Below are 20962 nucleotides of genomic sequence, written 5' to 3' on the forward strand. Positions count from 1 at the left end.
CGGAAAAAACCAACTCTCAAAACAGACAGGGTTAAAACATGAGTGATGCGGTGGAAAAGCTTGCACAGGTGAAGGACAAAATCACCACAGCCGAGCACAAGGCCCACCGGGCGGCAGGGTCCGCCACGCTGGTGGCTGTCTCCAAGACCTTTGACAATGAGGCTGTTTTACCGGTCATCGCAGCCGGTCAGCGTATTTTTGGAGAAAACCGGGTGCAGGAAGCGCAAGGCAAATGGCCTGAACTAAAGGCAAAATTTCCTGATATTGAACTGCATCTGATCGGCCCGCTGCAATCCAACAAGGCCAGGGAAGCGGTCGCGCTTTTTGACGTTATCGAAACCGTTGACCGCGAAAAAATTGCCTCCGAACTGGCAAAAGAGATCAACAAACAGGGCCGCACACCGCGCCTTTATGTTCAGGTCAATACCGGCTCGGAACCGCAAAAAGCAGGCATCGAGCCAAAGGAGGCCATTGCCTTTGTCAATCGCTGCCGCGAAGTTCACGGCCTTGCCATAGAAGGATTGATGTGCATTCCGCCAGCCGATGAAAATCCGGGGCCGCATTTTGCCCTGCTGGAAAAGCTTGCCCGTCAGGCTGGCGTTGAAAAATTGTCCATGGGCATGTCAGGCGATTATGAACTGGCCGTTGCCTTTGGCGCAACATCCGTGCGTGTCGGCTCCGCCATTTTTGGCTCCCGATAAGTAAAGCCTGTCTCTCGAACTGGAACCAGTTTCGAGATAAAGACATGCCTAAAAACAAAGATTTAAAGCGGGTCGCGTGAATCTAAAAGATCGCGACGCGCTTTAATCCCATGAAAAAGGGCCGAAAACTGTCGCTCCGGCCCTTGTTTCATGCGTTTATAAAAACGGTCTATTCAGCGGCGACGATCTTGCCGTCTTCCCACTTGAACAGCGAGAAGCTTGGCGAGGTCAGGTCGCCATTGTCACCATAGGTCAGATTACCGATCGCGGTGGCAATTTCGGAACCATCCTTCAGACCAGCGCCCACAGCCATGGCGTCATCTGCGCTGCCTGCCTTTTCAATACCGGCCTTGAGCACTTCAACCGCAGCATAGGCGTTCAGCGTAAAGGCCTCCGGCGGAATGCCCTTTTCCTTCAACACTTCAACAGCCGCAGCCGAGGCCGGGTTCTTGAGCGCATCCGCCGCATTGGTAAACAGCGTACCGGCAGCAGCTTCATTGCCGATGGCCCAATATTCAGTGTTCGACAGGCCTTCACCGCCAATGATCGTTGCTTCAACACCGGCATCAGCCAATTGGCGGGCAAGCAGACCACCTTCAGGGTGATAGCCACCAAAATAGATGACTTCAGCGCCATCCGACTTCAAACGTGTCACCAGCGCCGAAAGATCCTTCTCGCCCGGGTTCAGCGAGGTCTGGCTGACTTCGGTGACGCCACCGGCATTGATGCCAGCCTTGAAGGAATCGGCCAGACCCTTGCCGTATGTGCCCTTGTCATCGACAATGGCGACCTTCTTGTCCTTGAGGTGCTGCACCACATAGGAAGCGGCAACTTCAGCCTGCTGGTCGTCACGACCGCAGGTGCGCAGCACATTGTGAAGGCCACGTGCCGTCAGGTCCGGCGCGGTCGCCGTCGGTGTCACCATCAAGATGCCGTTTTCAGCAAACACATCGGAAGCAGCCATGGCAACGCCCGAGGTGACCGGACCGACCACATAATGCACGCCTTCACCAACCAGAAGATTGGCAGCCGAAACACCCTGCTTGGGGTCACCCGCATCATCAGCCAGCCTGATGACGATCTGCTCGCCTAAAATGCCGCCTTCCTTGTTGATCTTTTCAGCCGCAGCTTCCGCGCCATTCTTGACCTGCTCGCCATAGGCAGCGACCGGGCCTGTCAGCGGCGCAACCACGCCAATCACGATATCGGCCTGTGCAGCAGATGCAAAAGCCAGCGAGGCAAACAATGCGACACCGGCCAAAAGTTTGTTTTTCATATCTGTACTCCCTGTTGACTCAAATCACCCGAACCCGGCTTGGTGACCTGCACCCCCACAATCCGGCCCGAAAAAATTCAGAATTCAGGCATAGCGACTGTGCTGCGACTTGGCAATCACCCTGTCTGTGCACTATTCATGGCAACGCTAAATAGTGTCAGGCGCGTCTCTGACATTGCCCTCATCGCTGCAATGTTAATAATACCCTTTAATTTTTACAGGGATTTTTTACAGGGATTTTTACGGGCCAACGCCCGCATATCGCACCCGGGCACGAATATTTATTTTGCGGAGGAAGCCTGAACATGTCCGACACTCACATCTACCGCGTCCAGCCAGACTGGAAGCGTGAGGCCTCGATTGATAATGAGACCTATCTCTCATGGTATGAGCGCAGCATTTCGGACCCTGATGGCTTCTGGGGCGAGCATGGAAAACGGCTCGACTGGTTCAAGCCCTACACAAAGGTCAAGAACGCCTCTTTCGAGGGTGATGTATCGATCAAATGGTTTGAGGATGGCGAACTCAACGTCTCGTATAATTGCATCGACCGCCATCTTGAAAAGCGCGGCAATCAGGTGGCCATCATCTGGGAAGGAGATGATCCTTCCAGCCACCGCAAGATCACCTATCGTGAACTGCATGAGCAGGTCTCGCGCTATGCCAATGTGCTGAAAGCGCAAGGCGCCAAAAAAGGCGACCGTATCACCATCTATATGCCGATGATTGTCGAAACAGCCTATGCGATGCTGGCCTGCACACGCATTGGTGCGGTGCATTCGGTAGTATTTGGCGGCTTTTCGCCCGATGCTCTGGCCGGGCGCATCGTTGACTGCCAGTCGGAAATTATCATCACCGCCGATGAGGGCTTGCGTGGCGGGCGCAAGGTCCCGCTTAAGGTCAACACCGACAAGGCCATCGACATTGCCGCACGCCAGTCCATGAGTGTGCGCAAGGTTCTGGTCGTGCGCCACACCGGCGGCGCGGTAGACTGGGTGCCCGGCCGTGATCTGTGGCTCAATGATGAAGCCAAGGCAGCCTCTCCCGACTGCCCGGCCGAGCCGATGAATGCGGAAGACCCGCTGTTCATCCTCTACACCTCCGGCTCCACCGGCAAGCCCAAAGGCGTTTTGCACACCACCGGCGGCTATCTGGTGCATGTCTCCTTAAGCCACCAGCATATTTTCGACTATCATGATGGCGACATCTACTGGTGCACGGCTGATGTGGGCTGGGTGACGGGCCACAGCTATATTCTTTACGGGCCGCTGGCCAATGGCGCGACAACGCTGATGTTTGAAGGTGTGCCCAACTATCCGGACAATTCGCGCTTCTGGCAGGTGGTGGACAAGCACAAGGTCAATATTTTCTACACCGCCCCGACCGCCATCCGCGCCTTGATGGGCGCTGGCGACGAATGGGTGAAGAAGAGCAAGCGCACCAGCCTGCGCATTCTGGGTTCCGTCGGCGAGCCGATCAACCCGGAAGCCTGGGAATGGTATTACAATGTGGTAGGCGAAGGCCGCTGCCCGGTGATCGATACATGGTGGCAGACCGAAAATGGCGGCATTTTGATTGCCCCCATGCCCGGCGCAACCGATTTAAAACCCGGTTCGGCAACCCGCCCCTTCTTTGGCGTGGTGCCCAAACTCATCGATAATGACGGCAATGTCATTGAAGGCGAAGGCTCGGGCAATCTGTGTATTGCTCAACCCTGGCCCGGCATGATGCGCACCGTCCATGGCGACCATGCACGCTTCATCGAGACTTATTTCTCGCAATATCCGGGCAATTATTTCACCGGTGACGGCTGCCGCCGCGATGCGGACGGCTATTACTGGATCACCGGCCGGGTCGATGACGTTCTCAACGTCTCGGGCCACCGCATGGGCACAGCCGAGATTGAATCCGCACTTGTGGCGCATGAAAAAGTCTCGGAAGCCGCCGTGGTCGGCTATCCGCATGACGTCAAGGGTCAGGGCATCTATTGCTATGTGACGCTCAATGAAGGCGAAACCGGCGATGATGCGTTGCGCAAGGAACTGGTTGCCCATGTGCGCAAGGAGATCGGGCCGATTGCGGCTCCCGACAAGATCCAGTTTGCACCCGCCCTGCCCAAGACACGCTCGGCCAAGATCATGCGCCGTATCCTGCGCAAAATTGCCGAAGATGATTTTTCATCCCTTGGCGATACGTCAACGCTTGCTGATCCTTCGGTTGTCGATGATCTGATTGCCAACCGGCAAAACAGACACGATCAGTAAGGCCGCAAAACGACTACGGCATCGCTCGTTGCGATGCCGTAGGATCAGGACCTGTTAGAGCATCGGACCAAAAAGTGGAATCGGTTTTTGGATAATTCCGATGCCCATTCAAAGAGTTAGAGCGTCCTTTGTGCGTCCGATTGGACGCACGGCGCTCTAAATAAAAAAGATCAAAAATCGCTGGTCAGGCCTTTTACTTCCCAGTCGCCATAGCGGCCCGGTTCCTTGCCGCCACGCCCGCCGCGCTCAATGGGAAGAGCGGCTTCGGCTGCCTCATAGACCTTGCGCCGCTCGGCGGCTTCCGCCAATGCCCGTTTTGCTGCAGGGCTCAACACTTTTGGCTCAACCTGCATTATGGGTTTATCACTGTTGCGATCTGTCATTTTCATCCTGCCAAATGGATTGAAAGCTGGCTTTTGCCTTCCCACTCTATAGTTAGAACAGTTTGCGGCTGGATAAAACAGTCCGGGCAACCTTGGCCTGACAGCAACAGGGAAGAAACAATGAACATATTGCGTACCGCTACATTGCTGGCCGTCATGACCGCGCTATTCATGGGCGTCGGCTTCATGATTGGCGGCACCGGTGGCATGATGATCGCCTTTGTCATTGCTGCCGCCACCAATCTGTTCAGCTACTGGAACGCCGACAAGATGGTGCTATCCATGCACCACGCCGTCGAGGTCGATGAAACGAATGCGCCCGAATATTATGCCATTGTGCGCGAACTGGCAGCCCGCGCACAACTGCCAATGCCGCGCGTTTATCTGATTGACAATGCACAGCCCAATGCCTTTGCCACGGGCCGCAACCCGCAAAATGCGGCAGTGGCTGCCACCACCGGCCTGTTGCAGCGCCTTTCACCTGAAGAAGTGGCCGGTGTGATGGCGCATGAGCTTGCCCATGTGCAAAACCGCGACACGCTGACCATGACCATTGTCGCCACGCTGGCAGGCGCCATTTCCATGCTCGGCAATTTTGCCCTGTTCTTTGGCGGAAACCGCAATAACAACAATCCGCTTGGGTTCATCGGTGTTCTGGTGGCCATGATTGTTGCGCCTTTTGCCGCCATGATCATACAAATGGCGGTGAGCCGAACCCGCGAATATGCTGCCGACCGGCGCGGCGCCGAAATCTGCGGCAGACCGCTCTGGCTGGCTTCTGCCCTTGACAAGATCGCCCGCAGCGCCGAACGCATTCCCAATGCGGATGCCGAGCGCAATCCGGCAACCGCGCATCTTTTCATCATCAACCCGCTTTCCGGCGAGCGCATGGACAATCTGTTTTCCACCCATCCCGACACGGGCAACCGTATCGCCGCCTTGCAGGCGATGAATAGCGAATGGAGCGCCTCACCTGGCGACACATTCCAGCCCGCACCACAAGATACCGGCCCCTGGGGCAAAAAACCGGGCAAAAAGCCCACCTCGCAAAAAGGGCCATGGGGATGAAGCCTGCACAACCGGCCCGCAAAAAGCACCATTCCGGCAAAGACAAATTCCGTGATGCCTCTCCTTCCATACCCGGCCTTGCCGCCCGCAAAACCGCCGCACGGCTGCTGGGGGCCGTAATCGATACCCGCACTGCGCTGGACGGGATGACGGACAATGAGCATGGCCATCCAAACTATATGGCGCTTGATATGCGCGACCGTGCGCTGGTGCGCGCCATGCTGGGAGCAGCCCTTCGCCACCGCATGACCATTGCCGCCCTACTGGCAAAGCGGCTGGAAAAACCGCTGCCAGCTAACGCGACCACCCTTTCCCACATTCTTCATATTGCGGCGGCACAAATCCTGTTTCTGGATGTGCCTGACAGTGCAGCCGTTGATCTGGCGGTAACCCATGCCAAATCCGACCCACGCACCAGGCGTTTTGACAAGTTGGTCAATGCGGTTTTACGCGCCCTTGTCCGCATGAGGGAAACCGAGCTTGAGCCTGCCCTTGCAGCCACCGATGACGCCCCGCAATGGTTTTTAACCCGGTTAAACCAAGCCTATGGTAAGGAACAGGCCCGCGCCATTCTGGCAGCCCATCGCTTTGAGCCCCCCATTGACCTGACGGTAAAATCCGACCCGCAAGGCTGGGCTGAACGACTTGGCGGCATTGTCTTGCCAACAGGGTCGGTGCGTCTGGAAAAGCTGACGCAGGCGGTGCCTGAACTGCCAGGCTTTGAGGAGGGAGAATGGTGGGTGCAAGATGCCGCCGCTGCTCTGCCCGCCCGTCTGATGGGCACTTTTTCAGGAAGCAGGGTTGCCGATTTATGCGCAGCCCCCGGCGGCAAGACAGCCCAGCTTGTTCTGGCCGGCGCACAGGTTACCGCCCTTGACGCCTCCCAAAGCCGGTTAAAACGCCTTGCCCGCAATCTGGAACGTCTGCACTTTCAAGCCGACATCATCCACAGCGACCTGCTGGATTTTACACCACCAGACCTGTTTGATGCCGTATTGCTTGATGCGCCCTGCTCTTCCACCGGCACAATACGCCGTCATCCCGATGTGGCCTGGACAAAAACGCCCGATGACATTGCCAAACTCGCCTCCCTTCAGCGTCGTTTGCTCGACAAGGCCTTTACCCTGATCCGCCCCGGCGGAATTGTGCTGTTTTCCAATTGTTCGCTCGACCCATTGGAAGGCGAGGACCTGCTCACCGCCTTCCTTGACGAAACGCCCGACGCCGAACTCGACCCGATCCAGCCACAGGAAGCGCCCGGCATTGCGCCTTTCATCACCCCGCAAGGCACGCTTCGCACCACACCTGCCGGTCTTGATATGGGTTCGCCCACACTTTCCGGCCTTGACGGGTTTTATGCTGCACGGATCAGAAAACGCGGCTGACGCCTGCACGAGGTAACTCCATACTTACGAAAGCATGTGGACATCCCCGGCCAGTTCTTAACAGGACAGTTTAATTTCATCTCCATATGACCTATTCAATCACATAAGCTGTAGCGCAATCGAGGTTTTAAAGAACGTTGGCGACCACAGTCGCAGATACGACCCGCCTTTGGGCACTGGTCGCAAGGGAGTTCTGGCGCGATACACGCCGGCGCCTGCGTGCCGGACCAGCCTATCGCTGGCGCTATTGCGGGCGTACGCCTGAGCGCGTTCTCATCGCCCCGCCGGATTTGCGGCTGGCCGACCCGCAGATCGCCATGGAAATCTATTATGGCCGCTTCCCGCTTTCTGGCCGTCTGGTTGAAACGGGCGGCGTCTCGCCTTTCAAGATCAAGGTGCAACATCAGGGCTGGCAGCGCTCCTTGCACGGGTTTCGCTGGTTGCGCCATATGCGCGCTGCCGAAACCGACCTTGCCTGCGCCAATGCCCGTGCGCTGGTAAAAGACTGGCTGACCCATCATGGCAACCACATTGCAGGCGTTGCATGGGAACCGGGTGTTACCGCCAAACGCATCATTGCCTGGCTTCAGCATTCCTCAGTGGTCTTGAAGGATGCAGATTTTTTCTTCTACCGCGCCTTTCTCAAATCGCTGGCCGTACAGATCCGCTATCTGCGTTCGGTAGCGCGCGAAATGCCCTGCGGCAAAAATCTGCTGCGCGCCCGCATCGCCCTTGCCTTTGCCGCGCTTTCCCTGCCGGTTCCGCCTTCAGCCCTGCGCAGTGCCAGCCATAATCTGGCCGCAGAACTCGACCGCCAGATCCTGCCCGATGGCGGGCATATTTCGCGCAATCCGTTGATGGTGCTGGAATTTCTGGCCGATCTTCTGCCCTTGCGCCAGACCTATGCCAATCAGGCCGAGCAACCCCCGGCAGCCCTGGTGGGTGCAGTTGAACGCATGTTGCCGGCCTTGCGTTTCTTTCGCCATCAGGAAGGCAGCCTTGCCTGCTTCAACGGCATGGGGGCAACGGTACCGGACCGCATTGCCGCAATTTTGCGCCATGACGACACGGCTGGCGCACCCTTGCTGCACGCCTCGCACTCCGGCTATGAGCGTCTTGCAATCGGCGATGTCACCGTCATTGCCGATACGGGCGCAGCCCCGCCACTTGGCCTGTCAAACAGCGCTCATGCAGGGTGCCTGTCTTTTGAGCTATCGTCCGGCCGCCGTCATTTCATTGTCAATGCCGGTGTTGATACTTATGGCGATCCTGAATTGCGCCCATTGGCGCGCGCCACCGCTGCCCATTCAACCGCCACCATCAACGATACTTCATCGGCCCGGTTCAGCCATTCAACACGCCTGTCGGACCTCATCGGCACACCGCTGATCGGCGGCCCGCGCCACGTTTATTGCGAGCGCCGCGATGGCCCCGACCGTCACGGTTTTGTGGCCCGCCATGATGGCTATCTTCCCCGTTTCGGCCTGCTGCATGAACGCGAGATGATCCTGCTGGATCGCGGCCAGACACTGGCTGGCCGTGACAGTTTTTTACATGAAAATGGCAGTCCCGCCTCAAATGATCGACAAAACCACGTCACCATCCGCTTTCATCTGCATCCGGATATCGGCCTGTTTACCGATTCCGGCGGCCATCTGGTGCTGAGCGCCGACAATGGTGATGCCTGGATGTTTTCCTGTTCCGATCTTGCGCCGCAAGTGGAGGAATCCATCTATTTTTCCGGTATTGCCGGGCCGCGCCTCAGCCGCCAGTTTGTGCTCTCCTTTGATGCCGGTGCTCTTTCTGAAGTGCATTGGAAATTCAAGCGGGTGCGACTGGCAGGCGCCACAATACATGGCTAAAATAACCCATATTTTCTGATCCTATGAAAGGCCGCTTGCATGGCTATCACTTCCAAAAAAATTCCGGCTCCTGATCTGGTGCCGGTGCGCCGTGCCCTGCTGTCGGTTTCAGACAAGACCGGCCTTGTCGATTTCGCCCGCGCACTGGCCCATGCCGGTGTCGAGCTGATTTCCACCGGGGGCACGGCAAAAGCCATTGCACAAGCAGGCATTGCCGTGCGCGATGTTTCCGAAATTACCAGCTTTCCCGAGATCATGGATGGCAGGGTCAAGACGCTGCACCCTGCCATTCATGGCGCGCTGCTTGCCATTCGCGATGACCCTGAACATGTCGAGGCCATGAAAACCCACGACATCGAACCGATCGATCTGGTCGTGGTCAATCTTTATCCATTCGAGGATGTGCGCGCCTCCGGCGCAGACTATGCTTCCATTGTTGAAAATATCGATATTGGCGGCCCGGCCATGGTGCGGGCTTCCGCCAAGAACCATGCCTATGTCGCCATTGTGACCGACCCGGACGATTATGCGTCCGTGCTCACCACCCTGGAGATGAACAATGGCGCGCTGTCCTTAAATTTTCGTCAGCATCTGGCGGCAAAGGCCTTTGCCCGCACCGCCAGCTATGATGCAGCCATTTCAGGCTGGTTTGCCCAGACGCTGGAGATCGAGCATCCCACATGGCGCGCTTTTGGCGGCAGGCTGGAAAACGTCATGCGCTATGGCGAAAATCCGCATCAGCAGGCGGGTTTTTACGTCACCGGCAAAAAGCGCCCCGGCGTGGCAACGGCACACCAATTGCAAGGCAAGCAGCTTTCCTACAACAACATCAATGATACGGATGCAGCTTTTGAACTGGTCGGCGAATTTGACCCGGCCCGCACGGCAGCCGTCGCCATCATCAAACATGCCAATCCTTGCGGTGTTGCGGAAGGGGCAAGTTTGAAAGATGCGTATCTGAAGGCGCTGGCCTGCGATCCGGTTTCCGCCTTTGGCGGTATTGTGGCGCTCAACGGCCTGCTTGATGCACAAGCTGCAGAAGAAATCGTGAAAACCTTCACCGAGGTGATCATTGCACCGCAAGCCAGTGAGGAAGCCCAGGCCATTATTGCGGCAAAGAAGAATTTGCGCCTGCTGGTGACTGGCGGCCTGCCCGATCCACGTGCCACCGGCATGATGGTCAAATCCGTTGCAGGCGGGCTTCTGGTACAAGGTCGTGACACTGCCGTGGTCGATGATCTTGTCCTCAAGGTGGTAACAAAGCGTGCACCGAGCGAAGCTGAAATGGCCGATCTGCGCTTTGCCTTTCGTGTTGCCAAACATGTGAAATCAAACGCCATCATCTATGCAAAAGACTGCGCCACGGTCGGCATCGGCGCTGGTCAGATGAGCCGTGTCGATTCCTCGCGCATTGCGGCGCGTAAAGCGCAGGATGCAGCAGAAGCCGCCAACCGGGCAGACCCCCTGACCAAAGGCTCGGTCGTCGCCTCCGATGCGTTCTTCCCCTTTGCCGACGGGTTGCTGGCGGCGGTGGAAGCAGGTGCAACCGCTGTGATCCAGCCCGGCGGCTCGATGCGCGATGATGAGGTGATTGCGACTGCTGATGCGCATGGCCTTGCCATGGTGTTTACCGGCACCCGCCATTTTCGGCATTAGAGCATCGGACCAAAAAGTGGAATCGGTTTTTGGATAATTCCGATGCTCATTCAAAGAGTTAGAGCGTCCTTTGTGCGTCCGACAGGACGCACGGCGCTCTAAAACAATATGCCTACCGGCGATCTGCCGGATAGGGCGTTGTGGCCAGCAACACCATCCCGGCAACAAGGAACAAGATAATCGTCGCCATGCCAAGGCGGGCTGAACCACTCATCACTGTGATCGTGGCGACGGTAAAGGGGGCTGCAAAACTCGTCACCCGGCCAGCCAGCGCATAGATGCCAAAATAGCGGCCAGCCTCTTTGGCGGAAACACTGCGCGCCATATAAGAGCGCGATGAAGCCTGCGCCGGTCCAAAGGCTGCACCAATCAGCAATCCATATAAAATATAGGCTTTTTCTGCCGCTGTCCCAAACAGCCCGTCTGTATCATGAAGCGGCAATTGCAAAACTCCAAACAGCGTATAGCCCGGCCCGGTGGAAACAATGCCGATGGTTGCCACGCACAGCATGACCAGCGCCGCCATCACCACAGTTTTGGAACCAAATGCGCTATCAAGCCGCGCTGCCACCCAGCACCCGAATATGGCGACCACATTCAGCAAAATACCAAAAATACCGATCTCGGTGATTGACCAGCCAAACATGGCTGCTGCAAAAGCCCCACCCAGCACGATCAGCGCATTGATGCCATCCTGATAGATCATGCGCGCCACCAGAAAGCGGAAAATTCCGGGGCGCTGACGCACCATGCCAAGTGTCGATTTCAGCTCCGCCAGCCCTTGCTTGATGGCAGGGCCCATCGCAATGCCTTTCACCGCATCAGGGGTGAAGAAAAACATCGGCAGGATAAAGACAAAATACCATAGCGCCGCAATCGGCCCGGTGGCGCGCGCATCCTCACCCAATGTAAAATCCAGCCCCAACAACGGCTTGACACCGATAATCGTCAGCCCCGTTTCAGGCACAGCGGCAAGACAGGCGACGACAAAGACCAGCACCACCATGCCACCCAGATAGCCAAGGCCCCAGGCCATATTGGAGACATGGCCGATCTGCTCCCTGGGGATAAGGCGCGGCATCATGGAATCATTGAAGACGGTCGAAAATTCTGCAGCCACCGAGGCCAGCGAGAACACTGCCACCACCCAAAATAGCTGAGAACCAGGCAGCGCCAGCCACAACAGACACAGGCAGATAATTTTAATGACTGCAAAAAAACCGATCCAGGGTTTACGCGGACCTGTCTGGTCGGCAACGGCCCCCAGAACCGGCGATAACACAGCAATGGCAAAGCCGGCGGCCGCCACACCATAGCCCCACGCGGCCTGCCCGGAGGCCGGATCACTGGCCAGACGCGACACAAAATAAGGGCCAAAAATAAAGGTGGTGACGACAGTAAAAAAGGGCTGTGCTGCCCAGTCAAACAGCATCCAGCCCCAGATACCGGCGCGCGATACCTTGCGCGTTTCAAAGCCGGTTGTGCTCATGCCGTCTCCATTTGCTGCAAAATGCCCATGTCTGCATGTTTTGAGGCGCAGTGCAAAATATCAGGTCGGGCAAGGAGAAAACAGGGCCGGGATTGCGCCCGGCCCCGCAAGATCAGGCGCCCATTATATAGGGCAGGATTTCTAGCCCGCCGCGATAGATCATCTCACCGGCCACATAGAGAATGACCAGCAGGCCCAGATAGGCAATCCAGAGATGTTTTTGCAGCAGACGGGCAATGAAGGATGCCGCGAGCCCCATCAATACAATGGACAGCACCAGACCAAAGACCAGAACGCCCGGATGGTCGCGCGCCGCACCGGCCACGGCCAGCACATTATCAAGCGACATGGAAACATCGGCAATGATGATCTGCCACGCCGCCCGTGCAAGGCTCTTGCGCGGTGCTGCACCCTCGGTTGCGCCATCCTTGTCTGTGTCAGCAGAAGCGTGCGCGTCCTGTGCCTGGCCGGCCGACATCTGGCGCAATTCCTGCCACATTTTCCAGCACACCCACAAAAGCAGCAGACCGCCCGCAAGCAACAGGCCAACAATCTGAAGCAGTTGGGTGGTTGCAACAGCAAAGCCGATCCGCATTACAGTTGCAGCAATAATCCCGATGAGGATCGCCTTGGCGCGTTGCTCCTTGGGCAGACCAGCCGCCACCAGACCAATGACGATGGCATTGTCACCGGCCAGCACCAGATCAATCATGATGACCTGCAAAAACGCCGTCATCGCCTCGGGGGTAAAGAATTCAAACATGATGCACCCTTGTTTTCAGTCGGGGTAGCATGGCGCGCAAAACTTTGCTGTCAGGCACATGGCCCAAAACACAGCATTAATTGCAATTTTAGATGGAGTTCATTTGCCAGGCCACCGGATTTAAATTCCAGTCCGACATCACAGCCATCAAGACTGCCAGAGGGGCCCGGCCTGGTGGAGTGTAGCTAGGACAGCCTGTCTCAAAAAACAAGAGAAAAAGCCGCCAGCGCTGACAGGCTGGCGGCTTTTTCCATTTTTTTCATGTCAACCGGGGCGCGATTCCGACAGATCACTCATCAGGCCCGCCGCAACCGACAGGCGCGAAACAGAAATATCATCGCCTTCTGTCAATTGCTGAAGACGCTCCCTGATTGCTGCAACACGCGCCCCACCTGCTTCCAGCCAGGCTAAAACCGGCTCTTTTTCCGAAGCGTGTTCGGTCAGGGCAGCCACCGTCACCCCTTGCAAGGCGCCATCAATGGCAGCGATTGCCCGCGACAGGGCAAGCTGGTCATAATAATCAGATGGCGCAATTGCGGAAGCGGCCTCTTCGATACGCGCAATGCGCAACATTTCGCTGGCCGCAAAGAATGCTCTGGCGGCTGAAACCATATCAGCCCCCGTCAAACGCGCTGTCAGCGCAATTTCCGGCACCAGATCAGCAAACTGCGCCAGCGCCAGTCGGCTTGCCAGCTTTTCAGGCACGCCTTGCGCAATCCAGTTCTTCTGCACCAGAGCAACCCGCTCACGCATCACCGCTGGCAGCAATTCCGGCAATCGTGGCTCAAGCTCTGTTCTGGCCAGTTTCAGGCTTGCGATCCGTTCATCTAGATCACCACTCAAATCCCCATTGGCAGCCTCTTTCAGATACCAGGCGCTATTGGCATGAATAAGCGCGCTGAGCGCCTGATAAAGGCCAAGCTGAACCTCGCCAGAAATACGGTTGTCGAGCGCATCGATTTCCGCATAAAGCACTGGCAATTCAAAGCCTTCCCGAATGAGCGCAAAGGTGAGGAAAATATCGCCTGCATTGCAGCCTGTATTTTCCATCAACTGGCTGGCAAAGGTCGGGCCGCCACGGTTGACCAGATCATTGACCAGAACCCGGGTGATGATTTCGCGCCGCAAACGATGGCTCCGAATTTCCTCGCCAAATTTTTCCACCATCGCCTTGGGGAAATAGCTCATCAAATCCTGCTCAAAATGCGGATGATCAGGCGCATCAGTGGCAATCACATCCGTAAACAGGACAATCTTGGCATAAGCCATCAACACAGCAAGCTCCGGCCGTGTCAGCGGCTCACCACGCGCTTTCCGTTCCGCCAGAACAGTGGCCGAAGGCAGATTTTCAACAGCCCGATCGAGCAGGCCCCGGCTTTCCAGCCCGGCCATGAATCGGGCCTGATGTGTCATCCGGGCCAGCCCTCCCCGATAGCCAAGCGACAGGGCAAGTGTTTGCTGATAATTATTGGCAAGCACCAAGGCTGCCACATCATCGGTCATACCAGCCAGCAATATGTTGCGATCCGGGCGTTTCAGCACGCCTTTGCGCATGGCGTCAGCCAGTGCAATCTTGATATTGACCTCAAGGTCAGAGCAATTGACGCCGCCCGAATTGTCAATGGCGTCAGAATTGCTGCGCCCGCCACGCAAGCCATATTCGATACGGCCACGCTGGGTCATGCCAAGATTGGCGCCTTCGCCGATCACCGTGGCGCGCACCTCACCGCCATTGATGCGGATCGCATCATTGGCCCGGTCACCAACCTCCTGATTGGCTTCATCGGCACCTTTCAGATAGGTGCCGATGCCACCAAACCACAACAGGTCAACCGGGGCGGCCAGAATGGCGCGCATCACCTCGACCGGCGTAGCGACCAGTTTTTCGATGCCAATGGCAGAAGCTGCTTTCGGTGTCAGCGTGATTGATTTTTGTGAGCGCGAAACAATCATGCCCCCAGCCGAAAGTTTCGACTGGTCATAATCCTGCCAGCTTGAGCGCGGCACCTTGAACAGCCTTTGCCGTTCAACAAAAGCAGATGCCGCATCCGGGTCGGGATCGATGAAGATGTCACGATGATCGAAGGCGGCAATCAGCCTTGTCTGCGTTGAGCGCAACATGCCATTGCCGAACACGTCACCCGACATGTCGCCAACCCCCACACAGGTAAAGGGCGTTGTCTGAATATCCCGGTCCATTTCACGGAAATGCCGCTTGACCGCCTCCCAGGCGCCACGTGCCGTGATCGCCATGCCCTTATGGTCATAGCCTGCCGACCCGCCACTGGCAAAAGCATCATCCAGCCAGAAATCATGGGCCTCTGAAATCGCATTGGCCGTATCGGAAAAAGTCGCCGTGCCCTTGTCGGCAGCAACAACAAAATAGGGATCGTCATTGTCGTGACGCACCACATTTTGCGGCGCAATCATGCCCTCAGCGCCGATATTGTCGGTAATCAGCAACATGCTCGAGACAAAATTCACATAGGCTGCACGACCGGCCTCAAACACCTCTTCGCGACTGCCGCCAATCGGCAGGCGCTTGGGATAAAAGCCCCCCTTGGCGCCAACCGGAACAATGACGGCATTCTTGACCTGCTGGGCCTTGACCAGCCCCAGAACTTCGGTGCGGTAATCCTGTGCCCGGTCGGAAAGGCGCAAACCGCCGCGCGCGACCGGACCAAAGCGCAGATGCACCCCCTCAACCTGCGAACCATAGACAAAAATTTCACGCCATGGCCGCGGCTCGGGCAGCCCTTCTATGGCGCGCGGGTCAAGCTTGAAGGCAAGTGAATAGCCATTCTCGCGCTTGCCCTCGACAAAGTGGTTGGTGCGCAGTGTTGCTTCAATCAGATTGAGATAACGGCGAATGATCGTGTCATCATCAATATTGGGAACCGCTTCCAGCCCGCTCCTGATATCGGCGTCAAGCCGGGCTTGCACCGCCTCATCCTGGCGCAAGGCCGGGTCAAAGCGGGCCCCGAACAATGCGTAAAGATTGCGCGCGATTTCCGGATAGCGGTTTAATGCGGCTGCAATAAAGTCCTGACTTTGCGGAATACCTGCCTGCTGGAGATAGCGGCCATAGGCACGCAGCACCAGAATTTCACTGGCAGAAAGCCCGGCCGTCTGCACCAGTGCATTATAGCCATCATTATCCATCTCGCCATGCCAGACGCTCAGGAATGCGTCATCAAACAGCGCCCCGCCATCGGCCAGATCGACCGCGCCACCATAGGCATTTTCCAGTTCCATGTCATGGAGGAAGATATTGTCGCTGTTTTCGTCCTTGACCTCGAAAGTGCGTTCACTGATGACACGAAAACCCAGATTTTCCAGAATTGGCACACGCTGCGACAGAGCCACCGGGCTGCCATAATGATAGATCCTGAGCGAAGTCTGCTGCAATGTCTGCAAATTATCGCGATAATAGTCGATGACAATCGGGTTGTTGGCAGAAAGCTGTACAATGCGTTCAGCATCTGCAATGGCGGTCTGCGCACTAAAACTGTTGCGGTAACTTTGCGGAAAACGGGCGGCAATTTCGGCAATCTGCGCATCGATGCCTTGTGGCCCGGCAGCCTCACGCAGCGCATCTTCCCAACTGCGCACAATGGCGCGCACCTGCGCCTCGATTTCCGCAGTCTCAACCACAGGCGTCTTGCTGTCTGAGCGGCCAATGATGAAATGAATACGCGCCAGTCCGCCTTCCGGAAACGCCGGGTAATAGGCAGAAAGACGTCCATCAAAAACGCCTGCCAGATAGTCGCCAATCTTTTGGCGGCTATCGGCATCATAGCGGTCCCTCGGCACAAAAACGATGACCGAGACAAAGCGATCGAACTGGTCAACCCGCACCAGAGCGCGCACCCGCGGGCGATCCATCAGCGCCAGCACCACGCCTGAATATTTTTGCAGCAAGGGCACGGAAATCTGGAACAACTCATCACGCGGATAGTTTTCCAGCACATTAAGCAGCGCCTTGCCTGCGTGATCATGCGGATCAAAGCCCGATTTTTCAATCACCGCCTCCACCTTGGAGCGCAGATAAGGAACCGTCATGACCGAGCGCGTATAGGCGGCAGACGTAAACAGGCCCACAATGCGCAATTCACCCGCCAGGCTGCCATCCGGCCTGTAGGTCTTGATGCCCACATAATCGAGATAGATACGCCGATGCACGAATGATTTGGCATTGGCCTTGGTGACGATCAGTGGTTCCGGCCCATGCAGGAAAGCGCGGATTTCAGGCGTTGTGGTCACAGATTCCGTACCACGGCGCAACACCAGAACATCGGGATCGGTCAAAATGCCAAGCCCGGCTGTATCAGCCAGTTCCAGTTCACCCTGCTCCTTGCTGCCGCTATATGTATATTCACGCATCCCCAGAAACGTAAAATTATCATCACGCAGCCATTCCAGAAAGGCCACCGCTTCAGCCGCGGCATCCTGGCTCAGACCGCCCGGCAAGCGGGAAAAGCCGACAATGGCCTGATCAAGCCGCGCCAGCATCGGTTTCCAGTCCTGAACGGCGCTGCGCACCTGCCCCAATATCCTGACCAGCCTGTGCTCTAATGTGGCCGCCTCTTCATCGCTCAGACGCCCGACATGAACCTGAATGAGGCTCAGGCGGTTTTTACCCTCGCCATTTTCTGCCCCGCCCACCTCGTCAAGAACCTCAATCTCACCAGACTGGGCGTATTGCACATTCAAGACCGGATGGGTGACGAACCATGCCTCGCCAACCACCTCATTGATTTCACCAATGATGGAATCAAACAGGAACGGCATATTGTCATTGATGATGGTGATGACTGTAACCGGGCGCCCCTGCCGGACAATGCCAGACTGTGTCTCGATACGCACAAGGCTCTCGCCCTTGCCATGGCTTGCAACCGCTTTTTCGGCCAAGTCTGCCGCCCGCTCCAGATCAGCCTGCGCATAGGCTGCAATGTCTTCATCAGGCGCACGTGCCAGCAACAGATCCAGAAGCCGGGTTTTAAGTGTCAAATTTCCAGACCCGGTTGTCTCAATAGCCATGATGCATCTTTCCTTTTGGCAAATAACAGCCATATGATTGTGTTTTATACCCACGCGTAGTTGCGGTTTCCGACGCCATGGTCCTCATCATGAGCGCCCGGCAATGGCGATGGCGGCGCCTGCCATTGTCGTGGCGCTGATACGGTTGGCGATCCGCATGGCGCGCCCGCTCTTCAGGAGGCGACGCGCCTGTGCAGCAGCCAGCGCCCACGAGACATCGATCACCACCAGAACGACGGCCATGGTCAGCGTCAGTTCAAGCCAGCCAAGCAAGGTGACGGATTGCAGATCGATAATGGTCGGCAGCAGCGCCAGATAAAACATCATCACCTTCGGATTGCCGAGCGAGATGGCCATGCCCGCAAAAAACATCTTCAAAGGCGAACCGGCCTGTGGCAGGGCTTGACCACGAATATCGGCCGGGGCAGTCCACATCTTCCAGGCAAGATAAAGCAGATAAAAGACACCCGCCCATTTCAGAACGAGGAAGGCAAGGAGGAAGGTCTGCGCCACCATAGCCAGCCCGAAAACCGCCAGCGACAGCCAGATGGCTTCCCCGATCCACAGGGCAAGCAGGAAGAAAAACACACCGCGAAAGCCGGTGGAAATGACACGCGCCACAAGCGCGGCGACCGATGGACCTGGCGACCCGGCAGCAACAAACAATGCCGCCGCAAAAATGAACAAAGATGTCAGGTCCATCATACAGGCTTCCGCAACGAGCGTATTTTGTGAGTACAGATGATTCCACCTGACGTCGCACAAATGCGGTTAAAACAAAAGCTTGGAGCATTTCATCCATCTCCGGTGAAACAAAATGCCCTCATCCGGCGATCATAGTCTTTTGGGCGGCCATGACCAGACATCTTCTGCTTCTTTGCAACCTGATCCGAACGGTCTGCAACTTTTTAAAGCCTGTCTCCCGAGACTTGAGAACCAGTTTCGGGATAAAGACATACGTAAAAACAAAGGCTTAAAGCGGGTTGCGTGAACCTGAAAGATTGCGACACGCTTTAGAGTCAGGTTTCAAATCAATAAAAAAACCCGACGCAAAAAGCGCCGGGTTTTTTCTTACCTGTAATGAATGATCTGCTCGGATCAGGCAGCGCCTGATATTTTTTGCTTTTCAAAGCGCTTGCGCTCATTGGGATCAAGATAGAGCTTGCGCAGGCGGATCGACTTTGGCGTCACCTCCACCAGCTCATCATCCTGAATCCATGACAGCGCCCGCTCCAGCGTCATGCGGATCGGCGGTGTCAGCTTCACCGCCTCATCCTTGCCGGCGGCGCGGATATTGGTGAGCTTCTTGCCCTTAAGCACATTGACCTCAAGGTCATTGTCACGGGAATGGATACCGATGATCATGCCCTGATAGACCTTGACGCCCGGATCGATAACCATCGGCCCGCGATCTTCCAGATTCCACAGCGCATAGGCGACAGCTTCGCCCTGCTCGTTGGAAATCAGTACACCATTGACGCGACCAGGCAGTTCGCCCTTGTAAGGCTGGTAGGAGTGGAACAGACGGTTCATGACCGCCGTGCCGCGCGTATCGGTCAAAAGTTCGGACTGGTAGCCGATCAGGCCGCGAGTGGGGGCCAGAAAAACCAGCCGCTGGCGGTCACCGCCGGAAGGTCGCAACTCGACCATCTCGGCCTTGCGCTCACTCATCTTCTGCACAACGATGCCAGCATGTTCTTCGTCCACGTCGATGACAACTTCCTCGACCGGTTCCAGAACCTCGCCATCCTCGCCCTTTTGCATCACGACGCGCGGACGCGACACGGCAAGCTCGAAGCCTTCACGGCGCATGGTCTCGATCAACACCGAAAGCTGCAATTCACCACGGCCCGAGACATAAAAGGAATCCTTGTCTGCCGATTCCTCGATTTGCAGCGCCACGCTGCCTTCCGCCTCCTTGAGCAGACGGTCGCGAATGACGCGGCTTGTCACCTTGTCGCCTTCAGTTCCGGCAAGCGGTGAATCATTGACGATAAAGCTCATCGTCACCGTCGGCGGATCAATCGGCTGTGCAGGCAGCGCCTCATTCAGCGACGGATCACAGAATGTATCGGCAACTGTGCCCCTGGACAGCCCGGCAATGGCGACAATGTCACCTGCTTGCGCCTCATCAATCGGCTGGCGCTCAATGCCGCGAAAGGCCAGAATCTTGGAAACACGACCGTTTTCCAGAACCGTGCCATCATGGTGCAACACCTTGACCTGCTGATTGGGCTTGAGCGTACCGCTTTCGATGCGGCCGGTAATGATGCGGCCAAGGAAAGGATTGGCTTCCAAAATCGTGCCGATCATACGAAACGGACCATCCGCCACCTTGGGTGCAGGCACATGGTCAAGCACCAGATCAAACAAGGGCGCAAGACCCTGATCCTTCGGGCCTTCAGGGCTGGCGGCCATCCAGCCATCGCGGCCTGAACCGTAAAGGATCGGGAAATCAAGCTGTTCGTCAGTGGCGTCAAGGGCAGCAAACAGATCAAACACTTCATTGATGACTTCGCTGGCGCGAGCATCAGGCCGGTCGATCTTGTTGATGGCGACGATGGGGCGCAGGCCCACCTGCAATGCCTTGCCAACCACGAATTTGGTCTGCGGCATCGGGCCTTCGGCTGAATCGACCAGCACAATGACGCCATCGACCATATTGAGGATGCGTTCCACCTCGCCGCCGAAATCAGCGTGACCGGGGGTGTCCACAATATTGATGCGGGTGTCTTTCCACTCTACCGAAGTTGCCTTGGCCAGAATGGTGATGCCGCGCTCTTTTTCGATATCGCCCGAATCCATGACGCGTTCTGCCACGCGCTGGTTGTCGCGGACCGAGCCGGATTGTTTTAAAAGCGCATCAACCAGCGTCGTCTTGCCGTGGTCAACATGCGCGATGATCGCGATGTTACGGAGTTTCATTGTTATCTTCTCTGGGACAGTGACAGCGGCGACCAACGGGCTGGCCACCCACGCCATCATTTTCGATTGCCCGCTCATACAGGTTTTTTCGCAAATGCGAAAGGGCCGCCCAAAAGAAAACCGCAGCCACACTTTGTTAAGGCTTCGTTA

13 protein-coding genes are annotated in these 20962 nt (G+C 56.6%); 6 read left to right on the top strand and 7 right to left on the bottom strand.

What is annotated here, in order from left to right; translation table 11 throughout:
* Positions 1-38 precede the first annotated feature (38 nt).
* Complete coding sequence (locus ACFPLB_RS15125) at positions 39-701, top strand: YggS family pyridoxal phosphate-dependent enzyme (protein ID WP_378231120.1); 663 nt, start codon at positions 39-41, stop codon at positions 699-701.
* Positions 702-870: 169 nt separating this feature from the next.
* Here ACFPLB_RS15125 and ACFPLB_RS15130 read toward each other — a convergent pair whose 3' ends face one another.
* Positions 871-1977 carry a branched-chain amino acid ABC transporter substrate-binding protein gene (locus ACFPLB_RS15130; protein ID WP_378231122.1) on the bottom strand — a complete coding sequence of 369 codons (1107 nt, stop codon included), beginning with the start codon at positions 1975-1977 and terminating at the stop codon, positions 871-873.
* A gap of 305 nt (positions 1978-2282) precedes the next feature.
* Between ACFPLB_RS15130 and acs the strand changes: the two genes are divergently transcribed.
* Positions 2283-4241 (top strand): acetate--CoA ligase, encoded by a 1959-nt coding sequence (gene acs, locus ACFPLB_RS15135; RefSeq protein ID WP_378231124.1) that lies wholly within the window; start codon positions 2283-2285, stop codon positions 4239-4241.
* Between the two features lie 170 nt (positions 4242-4411).
* Here acs and ACFPLB_RS15140 read toward each other — a convergent pair whose 3' ends face one another.
* Positions 4412-4624: a DUF1674 domain-containing protein gene (locus ACFPLB_RS15140; RefSeq protein ID WP_378231126.1), complete on the bottom strand. Its 213-nt coding sequence runs from the start codon at positions 4622-4624 to the stop codon at positions 4412-4414.
* Between the two features lie 120 nt (positions 4625-4744).
* Between ACFPLB_RS15140 and htpX the strand changes: the two genes are divergently transcribed.
* The 4 genes from htpX (at position 4745) to purH (ending at position 10595) form a co-directional block, all read left to right on the top strand.
* Positions 4745-5692, top strand: coding sequence for a zinc metalloprotease HtpX (htpX, locus tag ACFPLB_RS15145; protein ID WP_378231128.1), 948 nt, complete (start codon positions 4745-4747; stop codon positions 5690-5692).
* Positions 5689-7077 (top strand): RsmB/NOP family class I SAM-dependent RNA methyltransferase, encoded by a 1389-nt coding sequence (locus ACFPLB_RS15150; protein WP_378231130.1) that lies wholly within the window; start codon positions 5689-5691, stop codon positions 7075-7077. Before htpX ends, ACFPLB_RS15150 begins: the two co-directional genes overlap by 4 nt.
* Before the next feature lie 137 nt (positions 7078-7214).
* The gene (locus tag ACFPLB_RS15155) at positions 7215-8939 is read left to right on the top strand and encodes a heparinase II/III family protein (RefSeq protein WP_378231133.1); all 1725 of its coding nucleotides are present in this window, start codon (positions 7215-7217) and stop codon (positions 8937-8939) included.
* Between the two features lie 39 nt (positions 8940-8978).
* Positions 8979-10595, top strand: coding sequence for a bifunctional phosphoribosylaminoimidazolecarboxamide formyltransferase/IMP cyclohydrolase (gene purH, locus ACFPLB_RS15160; protein ID WP_378231135.1), 1617 nt, complete (start codon positions 8979-8981; stop codon positions 10593-10595).
* Between the two features lie 112 nt (positions 10596-10707).
* Here the strand turns inward: purH and ACFPLB_RS15165 are convergent, their stop codons facing one another.
* The 5 genes from ACFPLB_RS15165 to typA all read right to left on the bottom strand — a co-directional run bounded on the left by ACFPLB_RS15165 (position 10708) and on the right by typA (position 20812).
* Positions 10708-12084, bottom strand: coding sequence for an MFS transporter (locus ACFPLB_RS15165; protein WP_378231137.1), 1377 nt, complete (start codon positions 12082-12084; stop codon positions 10708-10710).
* Positions 12085-12196: 112 nt separating this feature from the next.
* Positions 12197-12847, bottom strand: coding sequence for a TerC family protein (locus tag ACFPLB_RS15170; protein ID WP_378231139.1), 651 nt, complete (start codon positions 12845-12847; stop codon positions 12197-12199).
* Between the two features lie 264 nt (positions 12848-13111).
* Positions 13112-17887 (bottom strand): NAD-glutamate dehydrogenase, encoded by a 4776-nt coding sequence (locus ACFPLB_RS15175; RefSeq protein WP_378231141.1) that lies wholly within the window; start codon positions 17885-17887, stop codon positions 13112-13114.
* An 87-nt stretch (positions 17888-17974) separates the two neighbouring features.
* Entirely contained in the window at positions 17975-18589 is a 615-nt protein-coding gene (locus tag ACFPLB_RS15180) for a LysE family translocator (protein WP_378231418.1), read from the bottom strand.
* Between the two features lie 396 nt (positions 18590-18985).
* Positions 18986-20812 (bottom strand): translational GTPase TypA, encoded by a 1827-nt coding sequence (gene typA / locus ACFPLB_RS15185; RefSeq protein ID WP_378231143.1) that lies wholly within the window; start codon positions 20810-20812, stop codon positions 18986-18988.
* Positions 20813-20962: the final 150 nt, after the last annotated feature.

The sequence above is a fragment of the Aquamicrobium segne genome, from assembly GCF_042656785.1.
Taxonomy (GTDB): Bacteria; Pseudomonadota; Alphaproteobacteria; order Rhizobiales; family Rhizobiaceae; genus Mesorhizobium; species Mesorhizobium segne.

Bases quoted from the DNA above. Each gene is read 5' to 3' on its own strand.
- ACFPLB_RS15125 (WP_378231120.1), top strand. From the start codon at position 39: ATGAGTGATGCGGTGGAAAAGCTTGCACAGGTGAAGGACAAAATCACC.
- ACFPLB_RS15130 (WP_378231122.1), bottom strand. From the start codon at position 1,977: ATGAAAAACAAACTTTTGGCCGGTGTCGCATTGTTTGCCTCGCTGGCT.
- acs (WP_378231124.1), top strand. From the start codon at position 2,283: ATGTCCGACACTCACATCTACCGCGTCCAGCCAGACTGGAAGCGTGAG.
- ACFPLB_RS15140 (WP_378231126.1), bottom strand. From the start codon at position 4,624: ATGACAGATCGCAACAGTGATAAACCCATAATGCAGGTTGAGCCAAAA.
- htpX (WP_378231128.1), top strand. From the start codon at position 4,745: ATGAACATATTGCGTACCGCTACATTGCTGGCCGTCATGACCGCGCTA.
- ACFPLB_RS15150 (WP_378231130.1), top strand. From the start codon at position 5,689: ATGAAGCCTGCACAACCGGCCCGCAAAAAGCACCATTCCGGCAAAGAC.
- purH (WP_378231135.1), top strand. From the start codon at position 8,979: ATGGCTATCACTTCCAAAAAAATTCCGGCTCCTGATCTGGTGCCGGTG.
- ACFPLB_RS15165 (WP_378231137.1), bottom strand. From the start codon at position 12,084: ATGAGCACAACCGGCTTTGAAACGCGCAAGGTATCGCGCGCCGGTATC.
- ACFPLB_RS15170 (WP_378231139.1), bottom strand. From the start codon at position 12,847: ATGTTTGAATTCTTTACCCCCGAGGCGATGACGGCGTTTTTGCAGGTC.
- ACFPLB_RS15175 (WP_378231141.1), bottom strand. From the start codon at position 17,887: ATGGCTATTGAGACAACCGGGTCTGGAAATTTGACACTTAAAACCCGG.
- ACFPLB_RS15180 (WP_378231418.1), bottom strand. From the start codon at position 18,589: ATGGACCTGACATCTTTGTTCATTTTTGCGGCGGCATTGTTTGTTGCT.
- typA (WP_378231143.1), bottom strand. From the start codon at position 20,812: ATGAAACTCCGTAACATCGCGATCATCGCGCATGTTGACCACGGCAAG.